Origin of the sequence: Micromonospora echinospora (assembly GCF_014203425.1) — a bacterium.
Taxonomy (GTDB): domain Bacteria; phylum Actinomycetota; class Actinomycetes; order Mycobacteriales; family Micromonosporaceae; genus Micromonospora; species Micromonospora echinospora_A.
This window is the reverse complement of the sequence record NZ_JACHJC010000001.1, coordinates 599,289-623,470: the sequence shown is the minus strand read 5'-3', so window position 1 is coordinate 623,470 and position 24,182 is coordinate 599,289. Positions and strand designations below refer to the sequence as shown.

At 70.3% G+C, this 24,182-nt stretch carries 25 protein-coding genes and 2 tRNA genes; 8 read left to right on the top strand and 19 right to left on the bottom strand.

Translation table 11 applies throughout. The features are described 5' to 3' along the window. Nucleotides 1–2: 2 nt before the first annotated feature. Together FHU28_RS02925 and FHU28_RS02920 are read right to left on the bottom strand one after the other, a co-directional pair. Complete coding sequence (locus tag FHU28_RS02925) at nt 3–950, bottom strand: L-threonylcarbamoyladenylate synthase (protein WP_184689160.1); 948 nt, start codon at nt 948–950, stop codon at nt 3–5. Between the two features lie 20 nt (nt 951–970). After that, nucleotides 971–1,600 carry a winged helix-turn-helix domain-containing protein gene (locus FHU28_RS02920; protein WP_184680604.1) on the bottom strand — a complete coding sequence of 210 codons (630 nt, stop codon included), beginning with the start codon at nt 1,598–1,600 and terminating at the stop codon, nt 971–973. Nucleotides 1,601–1,665: 65 nt separating this feature from the next. On the opposite strand from FHU28_RS02920, the gene FHU28_RS02915 reads away from it, so the two are divergent. Continuing rightward, nucleotides 1,666–2,256, top strand: a complete 591-nt coding sequence (locus FHU28_RS02915) for a dienelactone hydrolase family protein (protein WP_184680602.1) — start codon at nt 1,666–1,668, stop codon at nt 2,254–2,256. Between the two features lie 3 nt (nt 2,257–2,259). On the opposite strand, the gene FHU28_RS02910 is transcribed toward FHU28_RS02915, so the two are convergent. The 3 genes from FHU28_RS02910 to FHU28_RS02900 are packed head-to-tail and all read right to left on the bottom strand — an operon-like array spanning nt 2,260 to nt 3,682. Beyond that, the gene (locus FHU28_RS02910; protein WP_184680600.1) at nt 2,260–2,940 is read right to left on the bottom strand and encodes a PH domain-containing protein; all 681 of its coding nucleotides are present in this window, start codon (nt 2,938–2,940) and stop codon (nt 2,260–2,262) included. Between the two features lie 53 nt (nt 2,941–2,993). Further along, complete coding sequence (locus FHU28_RS02905) at nt 2,994–3,380, bottom strand: VOC family protein (RefSeq protein WP_073826994.1); 387 nt, start codon at nt 3,378–3,380, stop codon at nt 2,994–2,996. Further along, nucleotides 3,377–3,682, bottom strand: a complete 306-nt coding sequence (locus FHU28_RS02900) for an ArsR/SmtB family transcription factor (RefSeq protein ID WP_184680598.1) — start codon at nt 3,680–3,682, stop codon at nt 3,377–3,379. Before FHU28_RS02900 ends, FHU28_RS02905 begins: the two co-directional genes overlap by 4 nt. A gap of 54 nt (nt 3,683–3,736) precedes the next feature. On the opposite strand from FHU28_RS02900, the gene FHU28_RS02895 reads away from it, so the two are divergent. Continuing rightward, the gene (locus FHU28_RS02895) at nt 3,737–4,285 is read left to right on the top strand and encodes an AAA family ATPase (RefSeq protein ID WP_184680596.1); all 549 of its coding nucleotides are present in this window, start codon (nt 3,737–3,739) and stop codon (nt 4,283–4,285) included. A gap of 99 nt (nt 4,286–4,384) precedes the next feature. After that, nucleotides 4,385–5,113 carry an LPXTG cell wall anchor domain-containing protein gene (locus FHU28_RS02890; protein ID WP_184680594.1) on the top strand — a complete coding sequence of 243 codons (729 nt, stop codon included), beginning with the start codon at nt 4,385–4,387 and terminating at the stop codon, nt 5,111–5,113. 66 nt (nt 5,114–5,179) lie between these two features. Here FHU28_RS02890 and FHU28_RS02885 read toward each other — a convergent pair whose 3' ends face one another. Next, nucleotides 5,180–5,605, bottom strand: a complete 426-nt coding sequence (locus FHU28_RS02885) for an ester cyclase (RefSeq protein WP_221453096.1) — start codon at nt 5,603–5,605, stop codon at nt 5,180–5,182. A gap of 224 nt (nt 5,606–5,829) precedes the next feature. Here FHU28_RS02885 and FHU28_RS02880 point away from each other — a divergent pair, with 224 nt between their 5' ends. Both FHU28_RS02880 and FHU28_RS02875 read left to right on the top strand, forming a co-directional pair. Further along, nucleotides 5,830–6,714 carry an aminoglycoside phosphotransferase family protein gene (locus FHU28_RS02880; protein WP_184680592.1) on the top strand — a complete coding sequence of 295 codons (885 nt, stop codon included), beginning with the start codon at nt 5,830–5,832 and terminating at the stop codon, nt 6,712–6,714. A gap of 76 nt (nt 6,715–6,790) precedes the next feature. Continuing rightward, entirely contained in the window at nt 6,791–7,354 is a 564-nt protein-coding gene (locus tag FHU28_RS02875; protein WP_184680590.1) for a dihydrofolate reductase family protein, read from the top strand. Nucleotides 7,355–7,359: 5 nt separating this feature from the next. Here FHU28_RS02875 and FHU28_RS02870 read toward each other — a convergent pair whose 3' ends face one another. Further along, the gene (locus tag FHU28_RS02870; RefSeq protein ID WP_184680588.1) at nt 7,360–8,520 is read right to left on the bottom strand and encodes an erythromycin esterase family protein; all 1,161 of its coding nucleotides are present in this window, start codon (nt 8,518–8,520) and stop codon (nt 7,360–7,362) included. 74 nt (nt 8,521–8,594) lie between these two features. Then, nucleotides 8,595–8,981 carry a MerR family transcriptional regulator gene (locus FHU28_RS02865; RefSeq protein WP_116503011.1) on the bottom strand — a complete coding sequence of 129 codons (387 nt, stop codon included), beginning with the start codon at nt 8,979–8,981 and terminating at the stop codon, nt 8,595–8,597. Nucleotides 8,982–9,076: 95 nt separating this feature from the next. Here FHU28_RS02865 and FHU28_RS02860 point away from each other — a divergent pair, with 95 nt between their 5' ends. Next, nucleotides 9,077–9,691: an NADPH-dependent FMN reductase gene (locus tag FHU28_RS02860; protein ID WP_184680585.1), complete on the top strand. Its 615-nt coding sequence runs from the start codon at nt 9,077–9,079 to the stop codon at nt 9,689–9,691. A gap of 57 nt (nt 9,692–9,748) precedes the next feature. On the opposite strand, the gene FHU28_RS02855 is transcribed toward FHU28_RS02860, so the two are convergent. The 6 genes from FHU28_RS02855 to gyrB form a co-directional block, all read right to left on the bottom strand. Continuing rightward, nucleotides 9,749–9,824, bottom strand: a tRNA-Ala gene (locus FHU28_RS02855). A 10-nt stretch (nt 9,825–9,834) separates the two neighbouring features. Then, complete coding sequence (locus FHU28_RS32240) at nt 9,835–9,963, bottom strand: DLW-39 family protein (protein WP_013283222.1); 129 nt, start codon at nt 9,961–9,963, stop codon at nt 9,835–9,837. A gap of 43 nt (nt 9,964–10,006) precedes the next feature. Then, nucleotides 10,007–10,080 (bottom strand) — tRNA-Ile (locus FHU28_RS02850). A gap of 144 nt (nt 10,081–10,224) precedes the next feature. Then, nucleotides 10,225–11,157, bottom strand: coding sequence for a DUF3566 domain-containing protein (locus FHU28_RS02845; RefSeq protein WP_184680583.1), 933 nt, complete (start codon nt 11,155–11,157; stop codon nt 10,225–10,227). 3 nt (nt 11,158–11,160) lie between these two features. Further along, entirely contained in the window at nt 11,161–14,940 is a 3,780-nt protein-coding gene (gyrA, locus tag FHU28_RS02840; RefSeq protein WP_184680581.1) for an intein-containing DNA gyrase subunit A, read from the bottom strand. Nucleotides 14,941–15,070: 130 nt separating this feature from the next. Further along, the gene (gene gyrB, locus FHU28_RS02835; RefSeq protein ID WP_184680579.1) at nt 15,071–17,017 is read right to left on the bottom strand and encodes a DNA topoisomerase (ATP-hydrolyzing) subunit B; all 1,947 of its coding nucleotides are present in this window, start codon (nt 17,015–17,017) and stop codon (nt 15,071–15,073) included. Between the two features lie 546 nt (nt 17,018–17,563). Here gyrB and FHU28_RS02830 point away from each other — a divergent pair. Next, entirely contained in the window at nt 17,564–18,118 is a 555-nt protein-coding gene (locus tag FHU28_RS02830) for a hypothetical protein (protein WP_184680573.1), read from the top strand. On the opposite strand, the gene FHU28_RS02825 is transcribed toward FHU28_RS02830, so the two are convergent. Continuing rightward, a complete protein-coding gene (locus tag FHU28_RS02825) occupies nt 18,103–18,603 on the bottom strand; it encodes a MarR family winged helix-turn-helix transcriptional regulator (protein WP_184680572.1) in 501 nt (166 codons plus the stop codon). The two genes, FHU28_RS02830 and FHU28_RS02825, sit on opposite strands and share 16 nt — an antisense overlap. Before the next feature lie 83 nt (nt 18,604–18,686). Between FHU28_RS02825 and FHU28_RS02820 the strand changes: the two genes are divergently transcribed. Continuing rightward, the gene (locus FHU28_RS02820; RefSeq protein ID WP_073831169.1) at nt 18,687–18,926 is read left to right on the top strand and encodes a hypothetical protein; all 240 of its coding nucleotides are present in this window, start codon (nt 18,687–18,689) and stop codon (nt 18,924–18,926) included. Here the strand turns inward: FHU28_RS02820 and FHU28_RS02815 are convergent. The 4 genes from FHU28_RS02815 to dnaN are packed head-to-tail and all read right to left on the bottom strand — an operon-like array spanning nt 18,917 to nt 22,708. Next, nucleotides 18,917–19,522: a DciA family protein gene (locus tag FHU28_RS02815; RefSeq protein ID WP_116502999.1), complete on the bottom strand. Its 606-nt coding sequence runs from the start codon at nt 19,520–19,522 to the stop codon at nt 18,917–18,919. The genes FHU28_RS02820 and FHU28_RS02815 overlap by 10 nt on opposite strands. Then, a complete protein-coding gene (gene recF, locus FHU28_RS02810) occupies nt 19,515–20,645 on the bottom strand; it encodes a DNA replication/repair protein RecF (protein ID WP_184680571.1) in 1,131 nt (376 codons plus the stop codon). The genes FHU28_RS02815 and recF overlap by 8 nt, the downstream gene beginning before the upstream one ends. 16 nt (nt 20,646–20,661) lie before the next feature. Next, a complete protein-coding gene (gene gnd / locus FHU28_RS02805) occupies nt 20,662–21,534 on the bottom strand; it encodes a phosphogluconate dehydrogenase (NAD(+)-dependent, decarboxylating) (protein WP_116502995.1) in 873 nt (290 codons plus the stop codon). A gap of 40 nt (nt 21,535–21,574) precedes the next feature. Next, on the bottom strand, nt 21,575–22,708 hold the full coding sequence (dnaN, locus tag FHU28_RS02800) for a DNA polymerase III subunit beta (protein ID WP_116502993.1): 1,134 nt from the start codon (nt 22,706–22,708) through the stop codon (nt 21,575–21,577). Nucleotides 22,709–24,182: the final 1,474 nt, after the last annotated feature.

Here is a 24,182-nt window from a genome sequence, read left to right as displayed (position 1 = left end):
TTCTAGTGCCAGGTGGCGGCGGCGCGGCGCAGCCGGTCGTTTATCGCCCGGCCCACGCCGGTGTCCGGCACCGGCTCGGCGACGATCTCGGTCACCCCTGCCGCGTCGAGCCGGTGCAGCGCGTCGAACAGGCGCGCCGCCGCCGCTGTCACGTCACCGTCGGGCGACAGCACCTCCACGGCCGTCCAGTCGCCGTCCGCCGGTGGCTCCCGGAAGGCCAGGAATCCCCGCCGGCCGCCGCCGGGCTCGGCCGCCGCGCCCAACCGCAACGGGGTACGCGGGGCGTAGTGCGCGGCCAGCGTCCCGGGCGCGACCGGCTGGCCGGAGCTGCCCTGGCGCACCTCGACCGGGCCGACCGCCTCGACCAGCGCCTCGATCGGCAGCGCGCCCAGCCGCAGCACCACCGGCCGCTCGCCCCGGGCGTCCACGATCGTCGACTCGATCCCGCACCGTGTGGGCCCGCCGTCGAGCACCACGTCCACCGCCCCGCCCAGCCCGGCCACCACGTGCTCGGCCCGGGTGGGGCTGAGCTGGCCGAACCGGTTGGCGCTCGGCGCGGCCACCGGCACGCCCGCAGCCGCGATCAGCGCCCGCGCGGACGGCTCGTCCGGTACGCGTACCGCCATGGTGTCCAGGCCCGAGGTGACGATCGGCGGGATGATCTGCGGCCGGTCCACGATCAGCGTGAGCGGGCCGGGCCAGAACCGCTTCGCCAGCTCGGCCACCGCCGCTGGCACCTCGCCCACCAGTGCGGCCAGATCGGCGGCGTCGGCCAGGTGGCTGATCAGCGGGTCGAAGCTGGGCCGTGCCTTGGCCTCGAAGATCCGCGCCGCCGCCCGCGCGTCGAGCGCGTTGGCGCCGAGCCCGTAGACGGTTTCGGTGGGGAAGGCGACCAGACCGCCGGCGCGCAGAACGGCGGCGGCCTCGTCGATGCCGCGCTCGGCCGGCAGGACGCGCGGGGATCCGGTGCTCACGCTTCCGACGCTAGCCTGCCCGCTTCGGTGTCCCGGCAAGACCCCGTCGACGGGGCGGGGTCCGTGTCCGGAAGCGTGGGCGCGTCCGTCGGGTAGAGGCCGGCGGCGAAGCCGTACACCTGGTCCCCGGCCCGGGGGATCTGCGCGAACCGCCGGGCCAGCGCCTGCACCTCCGCCCAGAACTCGCGGACGTCCTCGATCGGGATGCGCGCGTGCACGAGCGTGCACCGCAGTTCGTCGGCGGCGTGTGCGGCTGCCGCTTCGGCGGCTGCCTCGGCGAGCCCGTTGATCCGGGACACCACCTGCTTGTCCTCTGCCCGGGTGAGCGCGCCGACGTAGAAGGTGCGGGCGACACGCCCGTAGAACCGCTCCTCGATGGCGCGTACCCGGCGGGTCCGCACCACGCGCAGCAGCCCGGCGTCCACCAGTTGGTTCACGTGGTACGCGACGCTGCTCTTCGGCCGGTCGACCGCGCGGGCCAGCTCGTTCACAGTGGCGGCGCGTTCCAGAAGCAGCTCCAGGAGCGTGCTCCGCAGCGGGTCGGCGAGCGCGCGCAACTGCTCCGGGGCGGTGACCACGAGCAGGTCCTCGAGGTCGTAGTCCGGGATCCGCTGATTGACCGACATTTCTCGACCGTTCTAAGATTCTGGTTCGTTCGACAACTCTGGTCTGACAACTCAGGAGTGTAGTGATGGCCGAGATCGTGCTCTTCCACCACATTCAAGGGCTCACCGACGGCGTACGCGCCCTCGCCGACTCCCTGCGCGCCGGTGGGCACACCGTGCACACCCCGGACTTATTCGACGGCGAACGGCCGGCCACCATCGAGGACGGCTCCGCGCTGGTCAAGCGCATCGGCGGGGACGTCCTCGACCAGCGCGCCGACGCTGTCGTCGCCGACCTGCCGGCCGGTCTCGTCCACGCGGGTGTCTCCTGGGGCGCCGCCATCGCCCAGCGGCTCGCCCAGACCCGGCCCGGCGCCCGGGCCGCCCTGCTCTACGAAGCCTGTCTGCCGGTCACCGGTGAGTGGGCGATCGGCCCCTGGCCCGACGGCGTGACGGTACAGGTGCACGGCATGGAGGGGGACCCGTTCTTCGGGCTGGAAGGCGACGTGGACGCCGCCCGCGAACTGGTGTCGATCGTCGGCCCCGAACGCGGCGAGCTGTACGTCTACCCCGGCGACCGGCACCTGTTCACCGACAGCTCGCTGCCCTCGTACGACGCCGAGGCGACCGCGCTGGTGGTGAGCCGCAGCCGCGAACTGCTCGACCGGCTCGGCTGACGCCTACTCGCCACCCCGCAGCCGCGCCAACTCGGCCGCGTACTCGGCGTCGGTCAGCACCCCGCGCTCGTACTGCCGGGTCAGCGCGTGGATGTCACGCCGCCGCCCGGCGCTCGGAGCCGGCGGCCGGGTCCGGTCCGGACGGTCGGCGCGGACCGGATCCGGCGCCGGGTTCGCCGCCGCGCGCTGCTCCGGCGGCCGGGCATTGCGGTGACACTCCCGCAGGGTCGCGAGGATCTCGTCGTAGTGTTCCGGCCAGGTGACCAGCCGGAACAGCTCCAGGCGGAACGGCCGGACGATGGCGCCGGACTGGATCGGCGTCTGCACCGGCGTGCCGTCGATCCGCTCGATAACGATCGCGTCGCGTCCCATGTCCAGGCCCACTATCGAGCCCGTACCGCTGTGGATCTCCGCAACCGACGCCCACGGCACTGTGGTCGTGCGGAGCAGCGAGCGGGAACGGACGCCGACAGGGCTCACCCAGACGCCGAGCATCGCGCGGCGGACCGCGACGGCGAGGACGCCGGCGTTCCACACTCCGAGGACCACCGCCTCCCGTTCCAGGAGCCTGCCGCTGCGGACCCCGAACACGATGAGCACGAAGTAGCCGACCGCAATACCCCCCACGACCATGGAGCCGGAGGTGGTCAGGTCCAGCGAGTACGGGCGCTGCCACACCGTCATGCCGCCAGGGTGACCGATCGTGTCCAGCAATTCCGCGCGGAGTCAGCGCCCCACTACCGGTACTGTGCGATCTGGATCAGGTTGCCGCAGGTGTCGTCGAACACCGCTGTGGTCACCGGGCCCATGTCGACCGGCTCCTGGGTGAACAGCACGCCGAGGCTGCGCAGCCGGTCGTGCTCGGCTGCCACGTCGTCCACCGCGAACTGCGTCAGCGGAATGCCGTCGGCCGCGAGCGCCTCCTTGAACGCCTTGGCGGCCGGGTGGGCGTCGGGTTCCAGCAGCAGCTCCACGCCGTCCGGGGCGTCCGGCGAGACAACTGTGAGCCAGCGGTACTCCCCGGTCGGCACGTCGGTCTTCGGTACGAAGCCCAGCACCTCGGTGTAAAAGCGCAGGGCCTTGTCCTGGTCGTCGACGTACACGCTGGTGAGGTTGATTCTCATGGGTTCTCCTGAGTGGGTGCGGCGGACCTGAGCCATCGCTCGGTGACGGCCCGCAGCGGCCGGGTGTCGAGGTGGTGGAACTTGTAGCGACCCTGCCGCCGCGTGACGACCAGGCCGGCGGCCTCCAGGACGTCGAGGTGCTGGGAGATCGCCTGCCGGGACGAACCGACCCTGTGTTTCGTGGCCAGCCGCCCGCAGATCTCGAACAGCGTCTGACCGTCGCGCTCGGTCAGCTCGTCGAGGATCAGGCGGCGGGTGTGGTCGGCCAGCGCCTGGTACAGATCGCCCACGTCACCCACCATAGGCAAGTGATGGCTTGCCTATCAAGTTTGTTGCTCGGCCACTCGGAGGACGTCATGCCCGGATACATCCTCACCGGCACCCCCGGCTCCGGTAAGACAGCGATCCTCCGACACCTGGAGATCGACGGATATCCCGTCGTGGAGGAGGCCGCGACCGACGTGATCGCGCTTCACCAGGCGCTCGGACGACCGGAGCCGTGGCGCGAGCCGGGCTTCGCCGACCGGGTGCTGGACCTTCAGCGGGAGCGCCGTCGCCGGGCCGCGGCGAACACCGGCGGGGTCGTCTTCCACGACCGTTCGCCCGTCTGCACGCTGGCGCTGTGCCGCTATCTGGGGCTGGCCGCACCGCCCGCGCTGCTCGACGAAATCGAGGGCATGACGGCGAATCGCCACCACGAGCGGACCGTTTTCTTCGTACGCCATCAGGGTTTCGTCGAGGCGACAGCCGCTCGCCGGATCACGTTCGAGGAATCACTCGTCTTCGAGCGAATCCACGAGCTGACCTATCGCGAGGCCGGATTCGACCTCGCCGACGTGCCGGCCGGCCCGCTGGTGAGCCGGGTCGCGGCGATAAAAGAGGCGGTTGATCGACTGCGCCGTTAGCGCAATTCTGCGCACGCCCCGACCACATCAATGCCCCTTGCGTTTCGGACAGACGCCGGTAACATCTCCATGTTTTGATCTACGGGGAGGAAAGTCCACATGCAATGGAAGATTCCGGCCGGTGCCCTGGTGGCGCTGGCCTTTGTGATTCCGGCGGCGCCTGCGGTGGCGCAGACCGCAGCGCCCGGGCTCAACGAGTCCTGCCAGACGGTCGAACGCAAGGTGTACAAGGATTTCCGCGAGCTTGTCACCATCGACCTGGACACGGCCACCGTTTCCGAACTGCGGCTGCTGGCGTACCGGCTGCTGGCCGAGGCGCAGGCCGAATCGTTGCCCGTTCTGCCGGGCGAGATCGAGGAGCGACTGAAGGGCACCTCGGACGACCTTCGCGCATATCTCAAGAACCTGCCGAATCGCTGGGCGACGGCTCTGCGCGTCTCGATCGGCCAGACGATGACGGGCGCCGGCCCCAACGTGCTGGCCGCCGCGCAGAAGGTGCTCGACAGCCCGTCCGTCGAGGCCTACCTCGCCTACCTGAACAACGGCCTGTACGAGGCTCGTGCGCTCGACTGCGCGTCCCAGCCGACGGCGACTCCGACGCCGTCTCAGCCCACGACCACGCCGACCGCGACGCCCAGCGCCGCGTCGACAGTCGTTCCGCCCGTCACCCCCTCCGCCAGCGTGGGCGCGCCCGGCGGCGACGGTGGCGGGCTGCCGGTGACCGGTGCCGACACCGCGACCGTGGCCGGCATCGGCGGGGCGCTGCTGCTCCTCGGTGGCGCGAGCTACGTCATCGGACGCCGGCGTCGTTCCCGCTTCGTCGCATAGTTCCCTGGGCGCGCCCAGCTCGATGCCTCATCGGGCTGGGCGCGCCGCGTTTTCCGGATTCCCCCGTCAGCCAGCGAGCTGCCGCCGCACCGAGTCGGTGTCCATCAGGTACGACATGTACTTGAACTTGCCGTCCTGGAGCCGGTAGAAGGCGGTCTCGACGAACGAGACCGAGGCGCCGGTAGGGGCCAGACCGTTCCACTCCTTGACAGGCGTGCCGGTATCGACGAGGCGGGCGGCGATCCGGTCGCCCTCGACGACGACATCCTGGATCTCCCAGTGGAGATCCGGCACCGCCTCGACGTGCTTGTAGAACTCGGCCACCATGTCCGCCATCCTGACCGGCGTGCCGTTCATGACCACCTCTTCGTGGGCGAAGTCGGCCATGCGGTCGAACTCCCGCTTGTTCGCCAGATCGACGTACCGCAGGTAGAAATCGCGGACTTCCTGAGTGGACATGCCCGCTTCGGTGTTGGTGGCAGTGGCGCTCATGATCGTTCGTTCCCATCTGCTGGTGCCGGACCGCGTCCACGGGCCGGCGGTGGCCGAGCGATCCATGTCCATATTTTGTACCGCTCGGTTCTGAGCCAACCGTAGCAGGGTTCTGTACCGATCGGTTCATGATCAGGGTCACGTCCGGGCGATGGCCGATCCACGACGCGGCAGGCTGCGAATTCGATTGACGGGGTGATCCGGCGGGTCCTACGTTCGCGCCGATGCGCCCTGGAGAGATCGTCGTCACTGTGGAGCAGGTACGCGCCCTGATCGGCGAGCAGTTCCCCGAATGGTCGGACCTGCCGATCGTGCCGCAGCCGCTGAACGGCACCGACAACGCGCTGTTCCGGCTGGGCGATTCCCTGACGGCACGGCTGCCGCGGGCACCGTGGGCGGTCGACCAGGTGGCTACCGACGCGACCTGGCTGCCGCGGCTCGCGCCCCATCTCCCGGTGCCGGTGCCAGTGCCGGTCGCGGTCGGCCGACCGGGCGGGGACTATCAGTGGCCGTGGACCGTCGTCCCGTGGCTCGACGGGCGCAACCCGCAAGCCGGGCAGGACCACGTCGACCTCGCCGTCGACCTCGCCGGCTTCGTACGGGCGATGATCGCGATCGACCCGATGGACGGGCCGGTCAAGGAGGGCATCCAGCGCGGCGTACCCCTGGTGCAGCGCGACGAACTGACCCGCCGGTCGATCGCGGCGCTGGGCGACCGGATCGACGGCCGGGCGGTGACCGCCGCGTGGGACGAGGCGATGGCGGCGGACGAGTGGCCCGGACCGCCGGTGTGGCTGCACGGTGATCTCCTGGCGGGCAACCTGCTGGTCGATCAGGGCAGGCTCACCGGGGTGATCGACTTCGGCGGTCTCGGCCGCGGCGATCCGGCCGTCGAGGTACGACCCGGCTGGAGCCTGTTCGACGCCCGCGCGCGAGCCGCCTACCGTAAGGCGCTCGGGTTCGACGAGGCGACCTGGGTACGCGGGTGGGCGTGGATGCTGTCCGTATCGCTCTACTGGCTGGCGGACCTGTGGGACTCGATCAGCGAACACGACCGGCGGGACACCATCCGCCATATCGACTACATCGTGCGTCACCGCCACGACTGACCTACGGTGTGCACCGATCAGTTCCCGTCGCCCGGCTGGTCTGGTGTTGCGGGACCGACCGACGGAGGCATGCGCAGTGCGGAAACTGATCTACGGCATGAACCTGACAGTGGACGGCTACGTGTCCGCGCCCGGCGACGACATCGGCTGGGGCGAATCGAGCGACGAACTGTTCCAGTGGTGGCTCGATCAGGAGCGGGCGATCAGCCTGTTCCTGTACGGACGCCGCCTGTGGGAGAACATGAGCGCCTACTGGCCGACCGGCGACCAGCAGCCGGGTGCCACCCCGGCGCAGATCGAGTTCGCCCGGAACTGGCGGGACACGCCGAAAGTGGTGTTCTCCTCCACCATCGACAAGGTCGACTGGAACGCCCGCCTGTTCACCGGCGACGCGATCGCCGAGATCACCCGGCTCAAGGCCGAGGACGGCGGGCCGATGAGGGTCGGTGGCGCAACGCTCGCGAGGGCGGCCATGCGGGCCGGGCTGATCGACGAGTACGAGATCGTCACCCATCCGGTCCTCGTGGGCGACGGCAAACCGTTCTTCGGTGCGCTGGACGGCTGGTCGAAGCTGAACCTGGTGGAGGCGCGGACGTTTTCCGGCGGCGTAACCCTGAGCAGGTACGAGACGAGGCGCTGAGCGCGTCACGCCGGCCGAGCGGGAGTGATAGCGGGGATGTAGACCAGCGCGTCGAAGCTCTGGCGGAGCGACGGCAGCTCGACGTAGTGCTCGGCGTCCTCGGCGGGGTCGTACAGGCCGGAGATGATCCGGGTGGGCCAGGAACGGTCCAGCTCCCCTGCGGTCACGGCCGACGACGGCGTACGCAGGTCGAGGGTGCGCTCGCCGTGGGCGCCGGCGAGTTGGGCCTCGATGGAGTCCGGGCGTGGTTCGGGGATGGTGGCCCTCGCGATCTGGCCGCTGCCGACGGCGATGTGCACGGCGACGTACCGATCTCCCAACTCGGCTCGCAGGCGGGAGCCGAGCATGGCACTGGGATGCGCGGCGACGTGGGTGCTGCCCTCCCACAGCACGATCCGATCCCCGGTGCGGCGGTGGTGGTCCAGAAGCCGACCGGCGGCGGCGTGTTCCTCCCGGACCATGTCGTGTCCGACGCCGATCGCGCGTGCGTGGAAGTCGACCACGGCGTCGAGGAGTTCCAGCGCGGCGTCCCGCCCGTCGCCGGGCGGCAGTTCGGCCGCGTGGGCCCGGGCGGCGCGTGCCAGTTCCACGAACGGGGTGCCCGGGTGGGTGCCCCGGGCGCGCAGCACGTGTTCGCCGCTGCTGTGGGCGACACGGATGACGTCGAGGAGCGCTTCGACTCTCGCGGCGGTGCTCCCGTCGATGCCCGCGAGCAGGTCAACGATGCGGGGGTAATCCGCGGACAGGACACGTGAGCCGGCGACGCCGATGATCCGGACCGGCGCTGCGGCCCGGGCCCGGTTGTGCTCACGCAACCAGATCAGCGCATCGCGCATCTCGCCGACCTGCCACGGCCCCCACGCCTGGGCGAGCGCGTGGTCGATGTCGACGTCCTGACCGGACACGTACCTGTCGTAGAGGTCGGCAACGCGCTGGTTGTCCAGCACGGCGACAGTCGTGAACCCGCGCTCGACCAGGAGCCAGGTGGTGTCGGTGACGAAGTCGAGCACCTCGTGCGCCTCGCGGGTGCTCACGCCGAGACCCACGATCGCCGCCTCGGCGGCGGCATCGGCGATCAGGTCCGGTCGCAGGCCGGCCGGAGTTGTGGCGAGCCACTCGGCGAGGGCGTGGGACGGGTCCGGTGCGGCCGCTGGTCGATTGTTCATACCGGCAGCCTCGGCCTTCAACATATGTTGAAGTCAAGGGCGGAATCGGATCGCATCGCCGCCTGCCGGCGGCGTCAGGAGTCCAGTGCCGCCCCCAGCTCGCAGAGCCTGGCGCCCGAACCGAGCAGTTCGAGCCGGGCCTTCAGGTCGGCCACGCGCTGCTCGGCCTCGGTGACGATGCGCTCGGCGACCCGGCCCCAATCCTCGGGTCCCGGGTCGGCGGGAAGCGCGGAGAACAGTTCGGCGATCTCGCGCACCGTCAACCCGACCCGCTGGGCGAGCTTGGCGACATGGATGCGGCAGGCAGCGGACTCGTCGAACCGGCGCTGGTTGCCCGCCGTCCGCACCGCGTTGATCACGCCGTGCTTCTCGTAGAACCGCACCGCCGAGGGCGCCACTCCACTGTCGGCGGCGACATCGCTGACGGTGGCGTATGCCAGGCGCGGGCTCGTGAGCGTCATGTCCTCACCGTACGCCCACGAGGGGTTGCTTCCCCCGACGATGCGCGTCGATCCGGCTTGACTTCAACATATGTTCAACCCGCAGCGTGGTGGACATGACCGCTCCGACAGCACACGCGAATCGCCACTCCACCACCGCCGCGCCGGCCACGACGCGAATCGCGGTGATCGCCTCAAGCCTTCGCGACGGGCGGATGAGCCCGACCGTCGCAGAATGGGTCGTCGCCGCGCTCCAGCAGAGCAGCGGCGTGCACGTCGACCTGATCGACCTCGCCGAGATCACGTTGCCCGACGACGCCCAGCTTTCTCCCGGCGGCGGCCCGAAGACCGAGGTTGCCGACCGGATCGATGCCGCCGATGCGTTCGTGTTCGTCACCCCGGAGTACAACCACTCCTACCCTGCATCGCTGAAGCGGCTGATCGACTGGCACTACGTCGCCTGGATGCTCAAGCCCGCCACCGTCGTCGCCTACGGAGTCCAGGGCGGGTACGCGGCGATCGAACACCTGCGCGGCGTACTGGCCGAACTGAACATGGTCACCACGCGACGCTGCCTCGGACTGGCTGCCCCGTGGGAGGCCCTGGACGACGGCAACCGCTTCTCACCCGCCGACGGCACGAACAAGGCGCTGTCCAGTGCGCTGGCTGAGCTGGCCTGGTGGACCGCCGTCCTCACCGACGCACGCACCAACCGTCCGTTCCCGGCCTGAGGCGTGTTCATAGTCGGCATGGCTGTACTCGGACCCGAGATCAACCAAGGAAAGTTCTGGTGGAGCCCAGGGGACTCGAACCCCTAACCCCTGCCTTGCAAAGGCAGTGCTCTGCCAGTTGAGCTAGGGCCCCGTGTCGGCGCTCAGCGCAGGTCGGGCGCGGTGGTCGCCTCGTGCCACAGGGCGCGCTCGTCGTTCGAGGCCTTGACCTTCTTGGCCACGACGGCTGCCACACCGACGATGCCGGCCAGGATCAGGAGCTTCTTGAACATGTGCTTGACCCCTCGTGCTCGACTGCCGTCGGACGATATGCGGTGGGGCTAGCTGGAATCGAACCAGCGACCTCAGAGTTATCAGCTCTGCGCTCTAACCGACTGAGCTATAGCCCCGCGTGGCGACGAGCAAGGTTAACCCATCGCCTCCACCGCGCCCAAATCGGGGGTCCGTGGCGGAAGCACCCTCGCCACCTCGAACCTACCCGGACGCACGACGCCGGGGCGACCGCTTTACGCGGCACCCCGGCGTCGAGTGGATCAGTCCCGCTCGGCGAGCGTCAGCTCGATCCCGCCGACCAGATCGGCACAGACGTTGTAGACGAACGCGCTGAGCGTGGCCAGCGCGGTGAACAGCACGACATTGACCAGGCCGATCAGCGCCGACGTCAGGATCACGCCCTTGGCGGTGATCCGGAAGCCGCCGCCGCCCTGGCCGCCGCCGGCGTTCACCAGGTCGGTCAGGCTGTCGTTGACGCTCTTGAACACGCCCATCGCGTCCAGCGCGAGGTAGAGCACCGAGGTCGCCACGACGACCACGATGAAGAGCACCACGGAGACCGCGAACGCGAACTTCATCACGGACCAGGGGTCGATCCGCTTCAGGTTCAGCCGGGCCCGTCGCGGCCCGCGGGACGCGGCCGAGCTGACCGAGGTACGCGCGGCGCGTACCGCCTCACCCACGCGCGCGGCGCCGACAGCCGCCGCGCCGCTGATGCCCGGTGGCAGGCCCCCGCCGTTCGCGGGCCGGGATTGGCCGGTGGCGCCGGCGGTGGTCGGGCGAGCGCCGTCGGGCGATGCCTTCGGCGCGGTGCCCAGGCCGCCGCCGATGCGCGGCTGCGTGCCGGTCGTCCCGGTGGAGGCCCGGCCTGCGGCCGCCGACGGCGTCTTCATCGGCTGTGCGCTCGTGGCGTTCGCGGGCTTGGCGGCCGGAGCGGCCAGACCGTTGGCCGACGTCGGGGCGTCGACCTTGGTCTCGGCCGAGTCCCGGGAACCCGAGTCCTCGGACGGCTTGTCCGGAGGCGGCGTCATGCCGGGGGCCCGGGTGAACTTCGGGGCAGGCGCGTCGGCGGGAACCGTGGCCCGGCCCACTGCCGCGCGGCCGGTCGCTGGTGTACCGCCCTGCGCGGCCTCCTCCTCGACCGGAGTGGCCGAGGTCCCCTTGTTCCCCGACTTCGCCTGTGTCTCCGTCATCAACTAGTCCTGTTCGTCAGGCTCGTCGGCATTGCGAGCAATCGCCACGATAGTCACGCCGTCCGGGAGGTCCATCAGCTTGACCCCCATTGTGTTCCGGTCACGCGTACGGCGTACAGGCTTCACCGGAGTCCGAATGACGCCGCCGTTGCTCGTGATGGCGAACAGCTCGTCCTCCGGATCGATCACGACCGCGCCGACCAGGCCACCGCGTCGCTCGGTGATCTTCGCGGTCAGCACGCCCTTACCTCCCCGGCCCTGGACCGGGTATTCCTCGATCGGGGTACGTTTCGCGTAACCCCCGTTCGTCGCGACCAGGACGTCCAGACCCTCCCGGACCACCTCGATGGCGAGCAACTCGTCCTCGCCGCTGAAGCGCATGCCGATCACGCCGGAGGTGGCGCGACCCATCGGACGCAGCGCCTCGTCGGTGGCGTTGAAGCGGATCGCCTGGGCGTTCTTCGACACCAGCAACAGGTCGTCGTCTGGAGCGGCAAGGACCGCACCGACCAGCTCGTCCTCATCGCGCAGGTTGATCGCGATGATGCCACCGGAACGGTTGGAGTCGAACTCCTCAAGCCGCGTCTTCTTCACCAGGCCGTTCTTCGTGGCCAGTACCAGGTAGGGCGCCACCTGGTAGTTCGGGATTTCAATGATCTGCGCGATCTGCTCGTCGGGCTGGAACGCGAGCAGGTTGGCCACGTGCTGGCCCTTGGCCACCCTACTGGCCTCGGGAAGCTCGTACGCCTTCGCCCGGTAGACCCGGCCCTTGTTCGTGAAGAACAGGATCCAGTCGTGGGTAGAGCATACGAAGAAGTGGCTGACAATGTCGTCCTGGCGGAGCGTCGCCCCGCTGACGCCCTTGCCGCCGCGCCGCTGCGACCGGTAGAGGTCGACCTTCGTCCGCTTTGCGTACCCGGTGCGGGTGATCGTCACGACCACGTCCTCGCGGGCGATGAGGTCCTCCATCGAGACCTCGCCGTCGAACGGGACGATCTTCGTACGCCGGTCGTCGCCCCACTTCGCGACGATCTCGCCCAGCTCCTCCGAGACGATCCGCCGCTGCCGCTCCGGCTTGGCCAGAATGTCCTTGAGGTCGGCGATCTCCAGTTCGAGCTTCGCCAGGTCGTCCAGGATGCGCTGCCGCTCCAGGGCGGCCAGCCGGCGCAGCTGCATGTCCAGGATCGCCGTCGCCTGGACCTCGTCGATCTCCAGCAGCCGGATCAGACCCTGCCGGGCGTCCTCCACAGTGGGCGAACGCCGGATCAGGGCGATGACCTCGTCCAGCGCGTCCAGCGCCTTGGACAGACCGCGCAGGATGTGCGCCCGCTCCTCGGCCTTGCGCAGCCGGAACGCGGTCCGCCGCCGGATCACCTCGATCTGGTGCTCGACGTAGTAGCGGAGGAACTGGGCCAGGTTGAGCGTGCGCGGCACACCGTCGACGAGCGCCAGCATGTTGGCGCCGAACGTCTCCTGGAGCTGGGTGTGCTTGTAGAGGTTGTTCAGCACGACCTTGGCGACCGCGTCGCGCTTGAGGACGAGCACGATCCGCATGCCGGTACGCCCGGAGGACTCGTCGCGGATGTCAGCGATGCCGGCGAGCTTGCCCTCCTTGATCAGCTCGGCGATGCGCTCGGCGAGGTTGTCCGGGTTGACCTGGTACGGCAGCTCGCTGACCACGAGCGCCGGCCGGCCCCGCTTGTCTTCCTCCACCTCGACCACGGCGCGCATTCGGATCGAGCCGCGCCCGGTCCGGTACGCGTCCTGGATGGCCGCCTGGCCGACGATCAGGCCGTGGGTCGGGAAGTCCGGGCCCTTGACGATCTCCAGCAGGGCTTCCAGCGTGGTCGCCTCGTCGGCCTCCGGGTTCTCCAGGCACCACTGGACCGCTGCGCCGATCTCCCGCAGGTTGTGCGGCGGGATCTTGGTGGCCATGCCGACCGCGATGCCCTCGGAACCGTTGACGAGCAGGTTCGGGATCCGCGACGGCAGGATGGTGGGCTCCTTGGCCCGGCCGTCGTAGTTGTCCTGCAGGTCGACGGTGTCCTCGTCGATGTCCCGCAGCATCTCCATCGCCAGCGGGTCGAGCTTGCACTCCGTGTTGTGGCTGACGAAGCCGTCGGAGACGAACGAGTGGTCCTCGGTGTCCACCCGGATGCTGTAGACCGGCCGCACACCGGCGTCGGTGATCTCGGTCACCTGGGCGTAGTAGAAGCGCCCGTCGACCAGCGGCTCGACCACGTCGAGGATGCCCGGCTCGGTGATCCGGGCGGCGATCTCGTCGCGGTCCCGCTCCCAGCGCTCGATCCGGTCCACGTTGTGCCGGCGCAGCCAGTCGCGCTCGGTCCAGCGGCTCGCGCCGTGCTCGCGGACGAAGTCGCCGACGAAGGGCACGTGATCGCCGGAGAGCGCGGTGCTGCTCGCCGGAACCTGGGCCAGCTCGGATTCCAGCTTGGCCTGCTTGCGGCCGAGGAAGCCGACGTGGGCGGCGAAGATCCGGGCGTCCCGCCGGTTGGTGACGACAACCTTGATCTCGCCGTCCTCGTACCGGCACTGCCGGCTGACCACGCCGAACTCCAGCAGCAGCTGCTGCACCTCGCGGGCCAGCCGCTCGCTGCGGGTCGAGTAGGAGACCTGGATCGTGTGGCGGGGCAGCAGCGACGACGAACCGTCGCCCTCGAACAGCGCCTGGAGGAAGGCCCGCTTGACCGCGGCCGGTCCGCGCCAGACGAACTCCGGCACGAACTTGTCGGCGCTCCGCGCGCCCACCATCTCGCCGAGCACGCTCGCCCGGAGCGCGGTGAGATCCTGTACGTCGAGCTCGTGCAGCGTGCTGCCGGAGGCGATGACCCGCTCGGCGACGTACCGAGGGCCGCCGACCGCGAGGTCGTAGGCGGTGAGGACCCGGACGAAGAACTCCCGGTCCACATTGTTGAAGCCCGCCCGGTTCTCCGACACCCAGCCCTCGGAGACGAACGCGCCGGCAAGCACGGCCGCCTCGACGTGCTCCAGCATCGGGTAGCCGATCTCGTCCGGCACGGTGCGCTGGAGGACCACCCGGTCGCCCGGGGCGATCTCGGCGAGCAGCTTCCACAGCAGGGTCGGCACGCCGGCCACGTTCACCAGGCAGAGCACCGGGTGGTTGTGGGTGCCGGTCAGCTCGTACCCCTCGCGGGTGCGCAACCGCAGCGTGGGGTGCTCGCCGGAATGGAAGAACCTGCTGGCTCGGACCAGGTCGCCGTTTCGGTCACGGACCTTGAGGTCGACGTCGGTCTCGCTGCTCGGGGCAGCGTCGGGCACTACGTCGGCGATCCGGACGGAACCCTCGGCAGTGCGGATGCGGGCATCGCCGGTCAGGCAGTAACGCATGGCGGCGGCCGGATCGTTACCGGGGGAGCCGAAGTTGCCGTTGCCGTCGACCAGCGGGTAGCGCAGCGACCACGGCTGCGCCATCCGAACCAGCGCGTCGTAGATGGCCGAGTCGCCGTGCGGGTGGAACTGGCCCATCACGTCGCCGACGACGCGGGAGCACTTCACGTACCCGCGGTCCGGCCGGTAGCCGGAGTCGAACATGGCGTAGAGGATCTTGCGGTGGACCGGCTTGAGCCCGTCCCGGACGTCCGGCAGGGCCCGCCCGACGATCACGCTCATCGCGTAGTCGAGGTACGAGCGCTGCATCTCGACCTCGAGGCCGACCGGCTCGATCCGGTCGTGCTGGACGACCGCGGCCAGTGTCTCCGGGGTCTCCGGCTCGTTCGGGGTGGACTCGGGAGTATCGGTCACTGTTAACCCTTATCAGACTCTTCAGTCGTGGTCTCGCTGTGGATAACGGCTGTGGAAAGCGTTCAGACTGTGGATAACTCTGTGGACTTCCGGGCCGGCCGGTGGATCTCCGGCCGGCCCGGCGCGTCCGTCAGATGTCCAGGAACCGCACGTCCTTGGCGTTGCGCTGGATGAACGACCGGCGTGCCTCGACGTCCTCACCCATCAGGACGCTGAACAGCTCGTCGGCGGTTGCGGCGTCGTCGAGCGTGACCCGCCGCAACGTACGCGTCCCCGGGTTCATCGTGGTCTCCCACAGCTCCGGGTAGTTCATCTCGCCGAGACCCTTGAACCGCTGGATGTCGTCCGGGCGGGCGTTGGGCTTCTTCTGCTGGCGCAGTGCGATCAGCCCGTCGCGCTCCCGGTCCGAGTACGCGTACTGGGCGTCGTCGCCCTTCTTGTTCCACTTGATCTTGTAGAGCGGCGGGGCGGCCAGGTAGACGTGCCCCAGCTCCACGAGCGGCCGCATGAACCGGAACAGCAGCGTGAGCAGCAGCGTCTGGATGTGCTGGCCGTCGACGTCGGCGTCGGCCATCAGCACGATCTTGTGATAGCGCAGCTTCTCGATGTCGAAGTCGTCGTGGATGCCGGTGCCGAGCGCGGTGATCAGCGCCTGCACCTCGTTGTTCTTCAGCACCCGGTCGATGCGGGCCTTCTCCACGTTGAGGATCTTGCCGCGGATCGGCAGGATCGCCTGCGTACGCGGGTCGCGGCCCTGCTTGGCCGAGCCGCCGGCCGAGTCACCCTCGACGATGAAGACCTCGGACTCGCGCGGGTCGGTGGACTGGCAGTCGGCCAGCTTGCCGGGCATCGAGCCGGACTCCAGCAGCGACTTGCGCCGGGCCAGCTTGCGCGCCTGCTGCGCGGCGATGCGGGCCCGGGCCGCCTGGGAGGCCTTCTGGATGATGATCTTCGCCTCGGCCGGGTTGCGGTCGAACCAGTCGACCAGCGACTCGTTGCAGACCCGCTGCACGAAGCCCTTGACCGGCGTGTTGCCCAGCTTGGTCTTGGTCTGACCCTCGAACTGCGGGTCGGTGAGCTTGACCGAGATGATCGCGGCCAGGCCCTCGCGGATGTCCTCGCCGGAGAGCCGCTCGTCGCCCTTGAGCAGCTTCTTCTCGGCGCCGTAACGGTTGACGACGCTCGTCAGCGCGGCCCGGAAGCCCTCCTCGTGGGTGCCGCCCTCGTGGGTGTTGATGTTGTTGGCGAACGTGTAGACCGACTCGCCGTACGACTCGTTCCACTGCATGGCGATCTCGGCCGACATGCCGGTCTCCTCGGCGCCGAACTCGACCACCGTCTTGTGGATCGGGTTCTTCGAGGCGTTGAGGTGCCGGACGAAGTCGGCGATGCCGCCGTCGTACCGGAAGGTGACCTCGCGGGTCTTGCCCTCCTCGTCCTCCGGCACCCGATCGTCGAGAAGGTGGATGGTGAGCCCTCGGGTGAGGAAGGCCATCTCCTGCAAACGGCGGTAGATCGTCTGGAAGTCGAAGTCGACGGTCTCGAAGACGTCGGGGTCGGGCCAGAAGGAGACCGCGGAGCCGGTCCGGTCGGTCGCCTCACCCTTCTCCAGCGGGGTCGGCTTGGAGTGGTTGTAACGCTGCCGCCAGACGAAGCCGTCCTTGTGGATCTCGACGGCCATCCTCGTGGAGAGCGCGTTGACCACGGACACGCCCACGCCGTGCAGGCCGCCGGAGACCGCGTACGCCTTGCCGTCGAACTTGCCGCCCGCGTGCAGCACGGTCAGGGCGACCTCGACACCCGGCTTCTTCAGCTTGGGGTGCAGGTCGACCGGGAAGCCACGGCCGTTGTCGGTCACCCGGACGCCGCCGTCGGCCAGCAGCACCACGTCGATGGTGTCGCAGTGCCCGGCCATCGCCTCGTCCACCGCGTTGTCGACGACCTCCCACACCAGGTGGTGCAGACCGCGCTCACCGGTGGACCCGATGTACATACCGGGCCGCTTCCGGACCGCCTCCAGGCCCTCGAGAACGGTGATGGACTCGGCACCGTACTTCTTGTTGTCCTCCGCTGCCACGCTCGGCCACTTTCTCGCACCGGCCGCGCGTGGGCGCGGGGGCGCGGGTTCGGCGGACAGGACGCGACGTCGGCGCGCACGGACCGCCCCTGGGGTCGCCAGGCACGGATCGTGTACGCCGGGCGCCGCGGTTGCCCGCGGATCGCGATCGGCTCGGACCCGAGGCGGGACTATGATCGAGGGCCCGGAGGCCCCTGCCCGTCGCTCCGTCTCGGGTCTTTCGTCTCGCTCCCAATCTTACTGTGCGGAGCCGACCAAACCGCCACTCGGCACCCTCTCCGAGGCGGCTGAGAATGCCGTAGCCGGACGAACCGCGCCTCCCGCGACTCCCCCTACACGCGAATGGGGCACTGCCGCGCCACCGGCCACCGTGAGCCACGACCGTCATCCGACCGGTGATCGGCGGCTGCCCCGACCGGGGGTCGCGGCCGGGCCCGGCGTGCCGTAGCTTTTGCGGCGCCGCCGTTGCGGTCTTGATCTTTTGCGCCCGGAACCGGGACGATCGTCGGAGAAGGCCCGAAAACGCTTGGTGAGAGGTGACGCCCGATGGGGCTGGACAACGTCGCGGTGCACTGGCCGCGGACCGGCCGCTTCTACGACCCGGTCGCGCCGGCCGAGTTCGTGGACTTCGGCGAGATCGTGGACGTACCCCGGATCTCCGCGCCGACCGCCGCGCTCGCCGAACTGATCGCGAAGACCGGCACGGTACGGGCGACCGCATACACCGAACTGGTCGACCTGATCCTCGGGCTGGAAAATGTGCTCTACGCCACGGAGAACTCGGCCGAGGACGAGGACCCGGTGATCGACCCGGACGGCTGCTCCTGGATCGCCCAGGGCGTGGAGAAGTTCGTCGCCCGGCACCGGCCGTACGGCGAGGTGGTCACGTTCGAGTCGGTGAGCGAGGTGCTGCGCGCGCTGCTGGGCGACGGGCGGCTCGCCGAGCAGCAGCTCCGCTGGCTGGACAGCCGGCTGGACCGGCTGCGGGACGAGAGCGGCGACCCGCCGCAGTGGAACTTCACCTGCGCCGAGCTGAGCGTGCTGGCGGCCTTCTACCGGCGCTGCGCGGAGCGCGGCTTCGCTGTCTACGCCGACGCCTGACCGGGCCCCGCCCCCTGATCGGGCGCCGCGGCGACAGCGGCGGCCCGGTTGGCTGCTGCGATCACCTCGGTCAGCGCCGTGTGCAGGTGCCGCAGGTCGGCCGGCGGCAGGCCGAGCCGCTGCACGATGGCCGGCGGAATCCGCTCGGCCTGTGCCCGGAGCGCCTGCCCGGCGGCGGTGAGCGTGACGGCCAGGCTGCGCTCGTCGGCGGCGTCCCGTTCCCGCCGCACGTAGCCGGCCGCCTCCAGCCGCTTCAGCAGCGGTGACAGCGTGCCCGGGTCGAGCTGGAGCAGCCGGCTCAGGTCCCGGACCGACAGCGGCGCGTGCTGCCAGAGCGCCAGCATGACCAGGTACTGCGGGTGGGTGAGCCCCATCGGCTCCAGCAGCGGACGGTAGACGGCGACCACGCCGCGGGCGGCGACGGAGAGCGCGAAGCAGACCTGCTGCTCCAACGCCAGGGGGTCCTCCTCGATCGGGTCGCTCACCCTCGTCCTCCTCGTCGTCGTTGCGAGCGTAGCAACGATTGGTGTACCAATTGTTTGTACACCAATCAGGGAGAGGGCGGCGGATGAGCGACGACGAGCAGGTGGGCGACGCCTCCGGCAAGGGCGGCCGCCTGTTGGGCTGGGTGTTCCGCAACCTCGCCGGCCCCTCCCAGGTCCAGGGCGCGGTGCAGGGCGGCTCCCGGCTGGCCCGCGAGGCGTGGAAGCAGGACCTGGAGCGCCGCAAGCAGTGGAGCCGCGAGCAGCGTGAGCTCAAGCGCGCCCGGCGGGAGGCCCGGCGCTCGGGAGGCGACGGTCAGCCGTAGGTGTCGCGGGGCCCGCGCCCGCGTACCCGCCGGGGGCCGCGCGCCCACGACGGCGCGGCCGGGCCGTGGATGTGCAACTTGCGCACCACGTTGTGGCCGACCTCGCGGGCGATCTGCTTCAACAGCGAGCCCGCCAGCAGGCGCAACTGCGTCGCCCAGGCCGTCGAGCGGGCCTCCACGGTCAGCTCGCCGTCCTCCAGCTTCACCGGGCGGCTGTGCTGGGCGACCTCCGCGCCGACCACCTTCTCCCACGCGCCGAACACCGTCGCCTCGGCCGCCGGCTGCTGCCAGCCCCGCGCCTTGACCAGCTTGTCCAGCACCGCGCCGAGCGGCTGCGGGTCGCGCGGGTCCGGCCCCGGACCGGAGTAGCCGCGCAGCCGCTTCTCGCCGTCGCCGCGTACCGCGCCGCGCCGCCGGGGAGCCGCCGCCTGACGCCGGGCCTTCGCCGCGTCCAGCACCGCCCGGGCCAGTTCCGGCCCGGCCGCGCCATCCGGCACGTTCGCGCCCGGCTCACCGTCCGCGGGCTTTCCCGGGGTACGCGCGTCGCGTCCCGGCCCGAGCCGCGCGGGCGGGAGCTGCACCTCGTCATCAGACACGTCGCACCGTCCCGTCGCCCACCGCGTACCGGGTGCCGCGCAGGGTCGCCGGCACGTCGTCGTCCACCGCGCAGGTGACGAGCAGCTGGTTCGCGCCGCCCACCAGCTCGGCCAGCCGTTCCCGCCGGCCGGTGTCCAGCTCGGCGAAGACGTCGTCGAGCACCAGCACCGGCTCGATCCCGTCGGCGCGCAACAGGTCGTACCCGGCCAGCCGCAGCGCCAGCGCGTAGGACCACGACTCGCCGTGGCTCGCGTACCCCTTGGCGGGCAGCGGGCCGAGCGTCAGCGCCAGGTCGTCGCGGTGCGGGCCGACGAGCGTCGTGCCGCGCTCGATCTCGGCGGCGCGGTTCGCGGTCAGCGCGGCCGCCAACGCCTCCGCCAGCGCCGCCCGGTCGGCACCGGGCTCGGGCAGCTCGACCGAGGGCCGGTACGCGACGCCAGCCGCGCCGCGGCCGGCGGCCACCGCGTCGTACGCCTTCGCGACGTGCGGGGTGAGCGCCGCCACCAGCTCCAGGCGCCCGGCGAGCAGTTCCGCCCCGTGCTGGGCCAGATGCGCGTCCCACACGGCCAACGTCGACAGGTCGCCGCCGCGCGAACCACCGGTCTTGCGAGCCAGGTACGAGGTACGCAGCAGCGCGTTGCGTTGCTTGACCACCCGCTCGTAGTCGGCGCGTACCCCGGCGTAGCGGGGCTGGCGGGTGACCAGCAGGTCGTCCAGGTAACGGCGACGTTCCGAGGGGTCGCCGCGGACCAGTTCCAGGTCCTCCGGCGCGAACAGCACCAGGCGCAGCGCGCCGAGGACGTCCCGGGCGCGCCGGGCCGGAGACCGGCCGAGGCGTGCCCGGTTGGCCTTGCCCGGGACGATCTCCAGCTCGACGAGCAGTTCCCGGCCCTCGTGCACCACGGCGCAGCGGATCACCGCAGAGGAGGCGCCCATCCGGACCAGCGGGGCGTCGGTGGCGACCCGGTGCGAGTCCAGGGTCGCCACGTAACCGAGCGCCTCGACCAGGTTCGTCTTGCCGACGCCGTTGGCGCCGACGAGCACGTTCGGACCCGGCTCCAGGTCGACGCCGACGCGCTCGTAGGAGCGGAAGTCGACCAGTTCGAGCCGGCGGACGTACACAGGCTGTGGATACCGGTCAGCGCTTGTGGACGGCGTGGCCGCCGAACTGCTGGCGCAGCGCGGCGACGGCCTTCATGGCGGGCGAGTCGTCCTGCCGGGAGGCGAACCGGGCGAACAGCGACGCGGTGATGACGTTGAGCGGCACGGCGAGCCGTACCGCCTCGTCGACCGTCCAGCGGCCCTCGCCGGTGTCCTCGGTGTAGCCGCTCAGCTCGGCCAGCTCCGGGTCCTCGTCCAGCGCCCGGTCTAGCAGGTCGAGCAGCCAGGACCGGACCACGGTGCCCTCGCGCCACGACTTGAACACGCCGGGGACGTTCGTGACCAGCTCGGAGGCGGTCAGCAGCTCGTAGCCCTCGGCATAGGCGTGCATCAGGCCGTACTCGATGCCGTTGTGCACCATCTTGGCGTAGTGGCCGGCGCCGACCGGGCCGGCGTGCACGAAGCCGAACTCGCCAGCGGGCTTGAGCGCTTCGAAGATCGGCATCAGGCGCTCGACGTGCTCCTGCGCGCCGCCGACCATCAGCCCGTACCCGTTCTGCCGGCCCCAGACGCCGCCGGAGACGCCGACGTCGATGTAGCCGATGCCCTGCTCGTTGAGCCGCTCGGCGCGCGGCGCGTCGTCGCTGAACCGGGAGTTGCCGCCGTCGATGATGATGTCGCCCTCGCCGAGCACCTCGGCGAGCTCGTCGATGGTGGCGTCGGTGACGCCGGCGGGAACCATGACCCACACCGCGCGGGGCGACTGGAGCTTCTCGGCCAGCTGGGTCAGGCTCGCGGCGTCGCTGATGTCCGGGTTGTGGTCGAAGCCGACCACCTCGTGCCCGGCGGCGCGCAGCCGCTCCCGCATGTTGCCGCCCATCCGGCCGAGTCCTACCAGGCCGAGCTGCATCTGCTCCTACCTCCGTACGTCAGGGTCGTGCTGCCTGCGATCAGCGGGACACGCGGATCGGCATGATGAGGTACCGGTACCCCGGGATGACCTCGCCATCCTCGCCGGCCGGGGAAATGACCGCGGGCTTGAACGCGTCGACGAACCGGAGCAGGGCGTGCTGGGCGCCCAGGTTTGCCAGGCCGTCGATGAGGTACTGCGGGTTGAAGCCGATGGTGAGCGGCTCACCGGTGAAGGTGGCCTCCATCGCCTCGCTGGCGCGCGCCTCCTCGGTGCCGCCTGCCTCCACCACGAGGCCGTCGGCGCTGAAGCTGAGCAGGACGGGAGTGGTGCGCTCGGCGACGAGAGCGACCCGCTTGACCACCTCGATGAGCGTGGCGACGGCGATGCGGGCCTCGGCGTTGTGGTCGGCCGGGAACAGCGAGCGCACCGGCGGGTAGTTGGCGCCGTCGAGCAGGCGGCTGGTGGTCCGGCGAGTGCCGCCGGAGAAGCCGATCATGCCCTCGCCGGCGCCGCCGGAGGAGAGCGCCATGGTGACGTGGCCGCCGAGCGGGCCGAGCGCCTTGGCGGTGTCGTGCAGCGTGCGGGCCGGCACCAGCGCGTTGAGGCTGATCTCCGGGTCGTCGGGGTTCCACTCCATCTCGCGCAGCGCGAGGCGGTAGCGGTCGGTCGCCAGCATGGCCAGCGTGCTGCCGGTCAGCTCGATGCGTACACCGGTCATCATCGGCAGCGTCTCGTCGCGGCCGGCGGCAACCGCCACCTGGGCCACGGCGGCGGCGAAGGCGGCGGCGTCCACGGTGCCCGCGCTCTCCGGCATGTCCGGCAGCGTGGGGTAGTCCTCCACCGGCATGGTGGGCAGCGTGAAGCGGGCGCTGCCGCAGACCAGTTCGAGGTGGGCGCCGACGGCGGCGATGTCCACCGGCTTGGCCGGCAGAGCCTTGGTGATTTCGGCGAGCAGCCGGCCGGAGACCAGGGCCGCGCCGTCCGCGTCACCCTGCACCTCGACGGTCACCTGGCTGGAGACCTCGTAGTCGAAGCCGGAGACCTGGAGGTTGCCGTCGGTCACCCGGAGCATCACCCCGGCCAGCACCGGTACGGAGGGCCGGTTGGGCAGGCTCTTGGCGGTCCACGCGACCGCCTCGGCGAGCGCGTCGCGCTCCACTCGGAACTTCATCAATGCCTCCGCGTCGACGTCAGCGACAACTCTCTCATGCCGACCGCTGCCACCCGTCCCGCCCGACCGTGCGGGTACCCATCGCACCTTAGGGCGCGTGGGCATCGGCTGTGCGCCCGACCCCGTGGATCCAGGTGCCGGGGTGACTGCCGACGGCAGCGCTCCGGCCCGATCCACAGGAAGTCCAACGGTGATGATTGGTTTTTGTTGTTTAGAAGAGATAACTCATCGTCTTCATCGCACCTGTGCAAACTGTGGAGAACTCGCGAAGGCGCAGGTCAGACACGTTATCCACCGGTGTTTTTGCTGTGGAGAACCAGGGGTACAACTCGTGTCCCGGTCCACAGCCCTCGCCAGCCGCCGGGTTTTCCACGGCTGTCCACCGGTTGTCCACCGGTAATCCACCGGTTTTCTCCCCAGCGCTGTGGACAGCGCCGACAGCGTCGGACGTCGTCATCCCCAGAACCTTCAACAGCCCGCCCACAGGCGGCCCGTCGTCTGGGGACAACGTGATCGTCATCCCCAGGCGTCCACAGCGTCGTCCCCAGGAGTTGTCCACAGTCTGTGGGTAACCGGCCGGGTGCGGACGGTGTTTGTCCACCGCCTGTGACACAGGGGCTGTGGACAACGGGTACGAGCTGTGGACGAACACAGCACCGATCCTGGGTCCTTCACCGGGTCGAGGGTCAACCGTTCCCGCTGTCGGCTGGTTGCCACCCGCCGCGCCCGGTCCGTCGGCCGCTTCCGGGGTCGCCTTGATCACGCCGGCCTTCCCTCGGCACCGCCCGGTTTCTGTCTCAGCCCTCCGGTTCCTGTCTTACCCGGATCCCGCTCCACTCGTGTTGGTGCATGAAGGTGGCGGCAGTTGGTGGCCGGTTGCCGCCTTCTCATGATCGACGGGGAGGGCCGGCGGGCGACGGCGGAACCGGGGCAGTGGGTCGGTCGCGAGGGCGGACCGGATCGCCCCGACCGGCCCTGTTGCCCCGGCTGGCCCGGTGGTTCTGAGGCCCGGCTGGCGCGACCGGCCCGGTGGTCCGAGGCCCGGGGTGGTCCGCACGAGGCCCGGATTCCCGGCCCCTGCCCCCGGTCTCCCGGGGCCTTTCCCCAGGGCTCCCCGCTTCTGCCTTCCGGCCTAGCGGGTTCCGGCTGCTGTCGGTCCTCCGGAAGTGCCCGCCGTGGCCGCGATCACGCCGTGCCTGCGGCTCGACACTCAGCTCCGGAGAGATCTTGGTAGGAAACGACCCCCATGAGGGCGCCAAGCTTCCAACGATCTGCGGGGAGCCCGCTCGCAGACGCTGGCCGAGCGGCGGGGGCGCAATGGCGCTCGGCTCGACCGACTCCTGCCCGGAAGACGGACGAAGCGACCGAGCGCACACGGCGACAGGGCGTCGATCATGGAGTTGGCGCTCCAGCGGGACGCCGCCCAGGCCGAGCCGGCGACGCCCGTGGCCGCCATCTCGTTGTTGACCAAGGA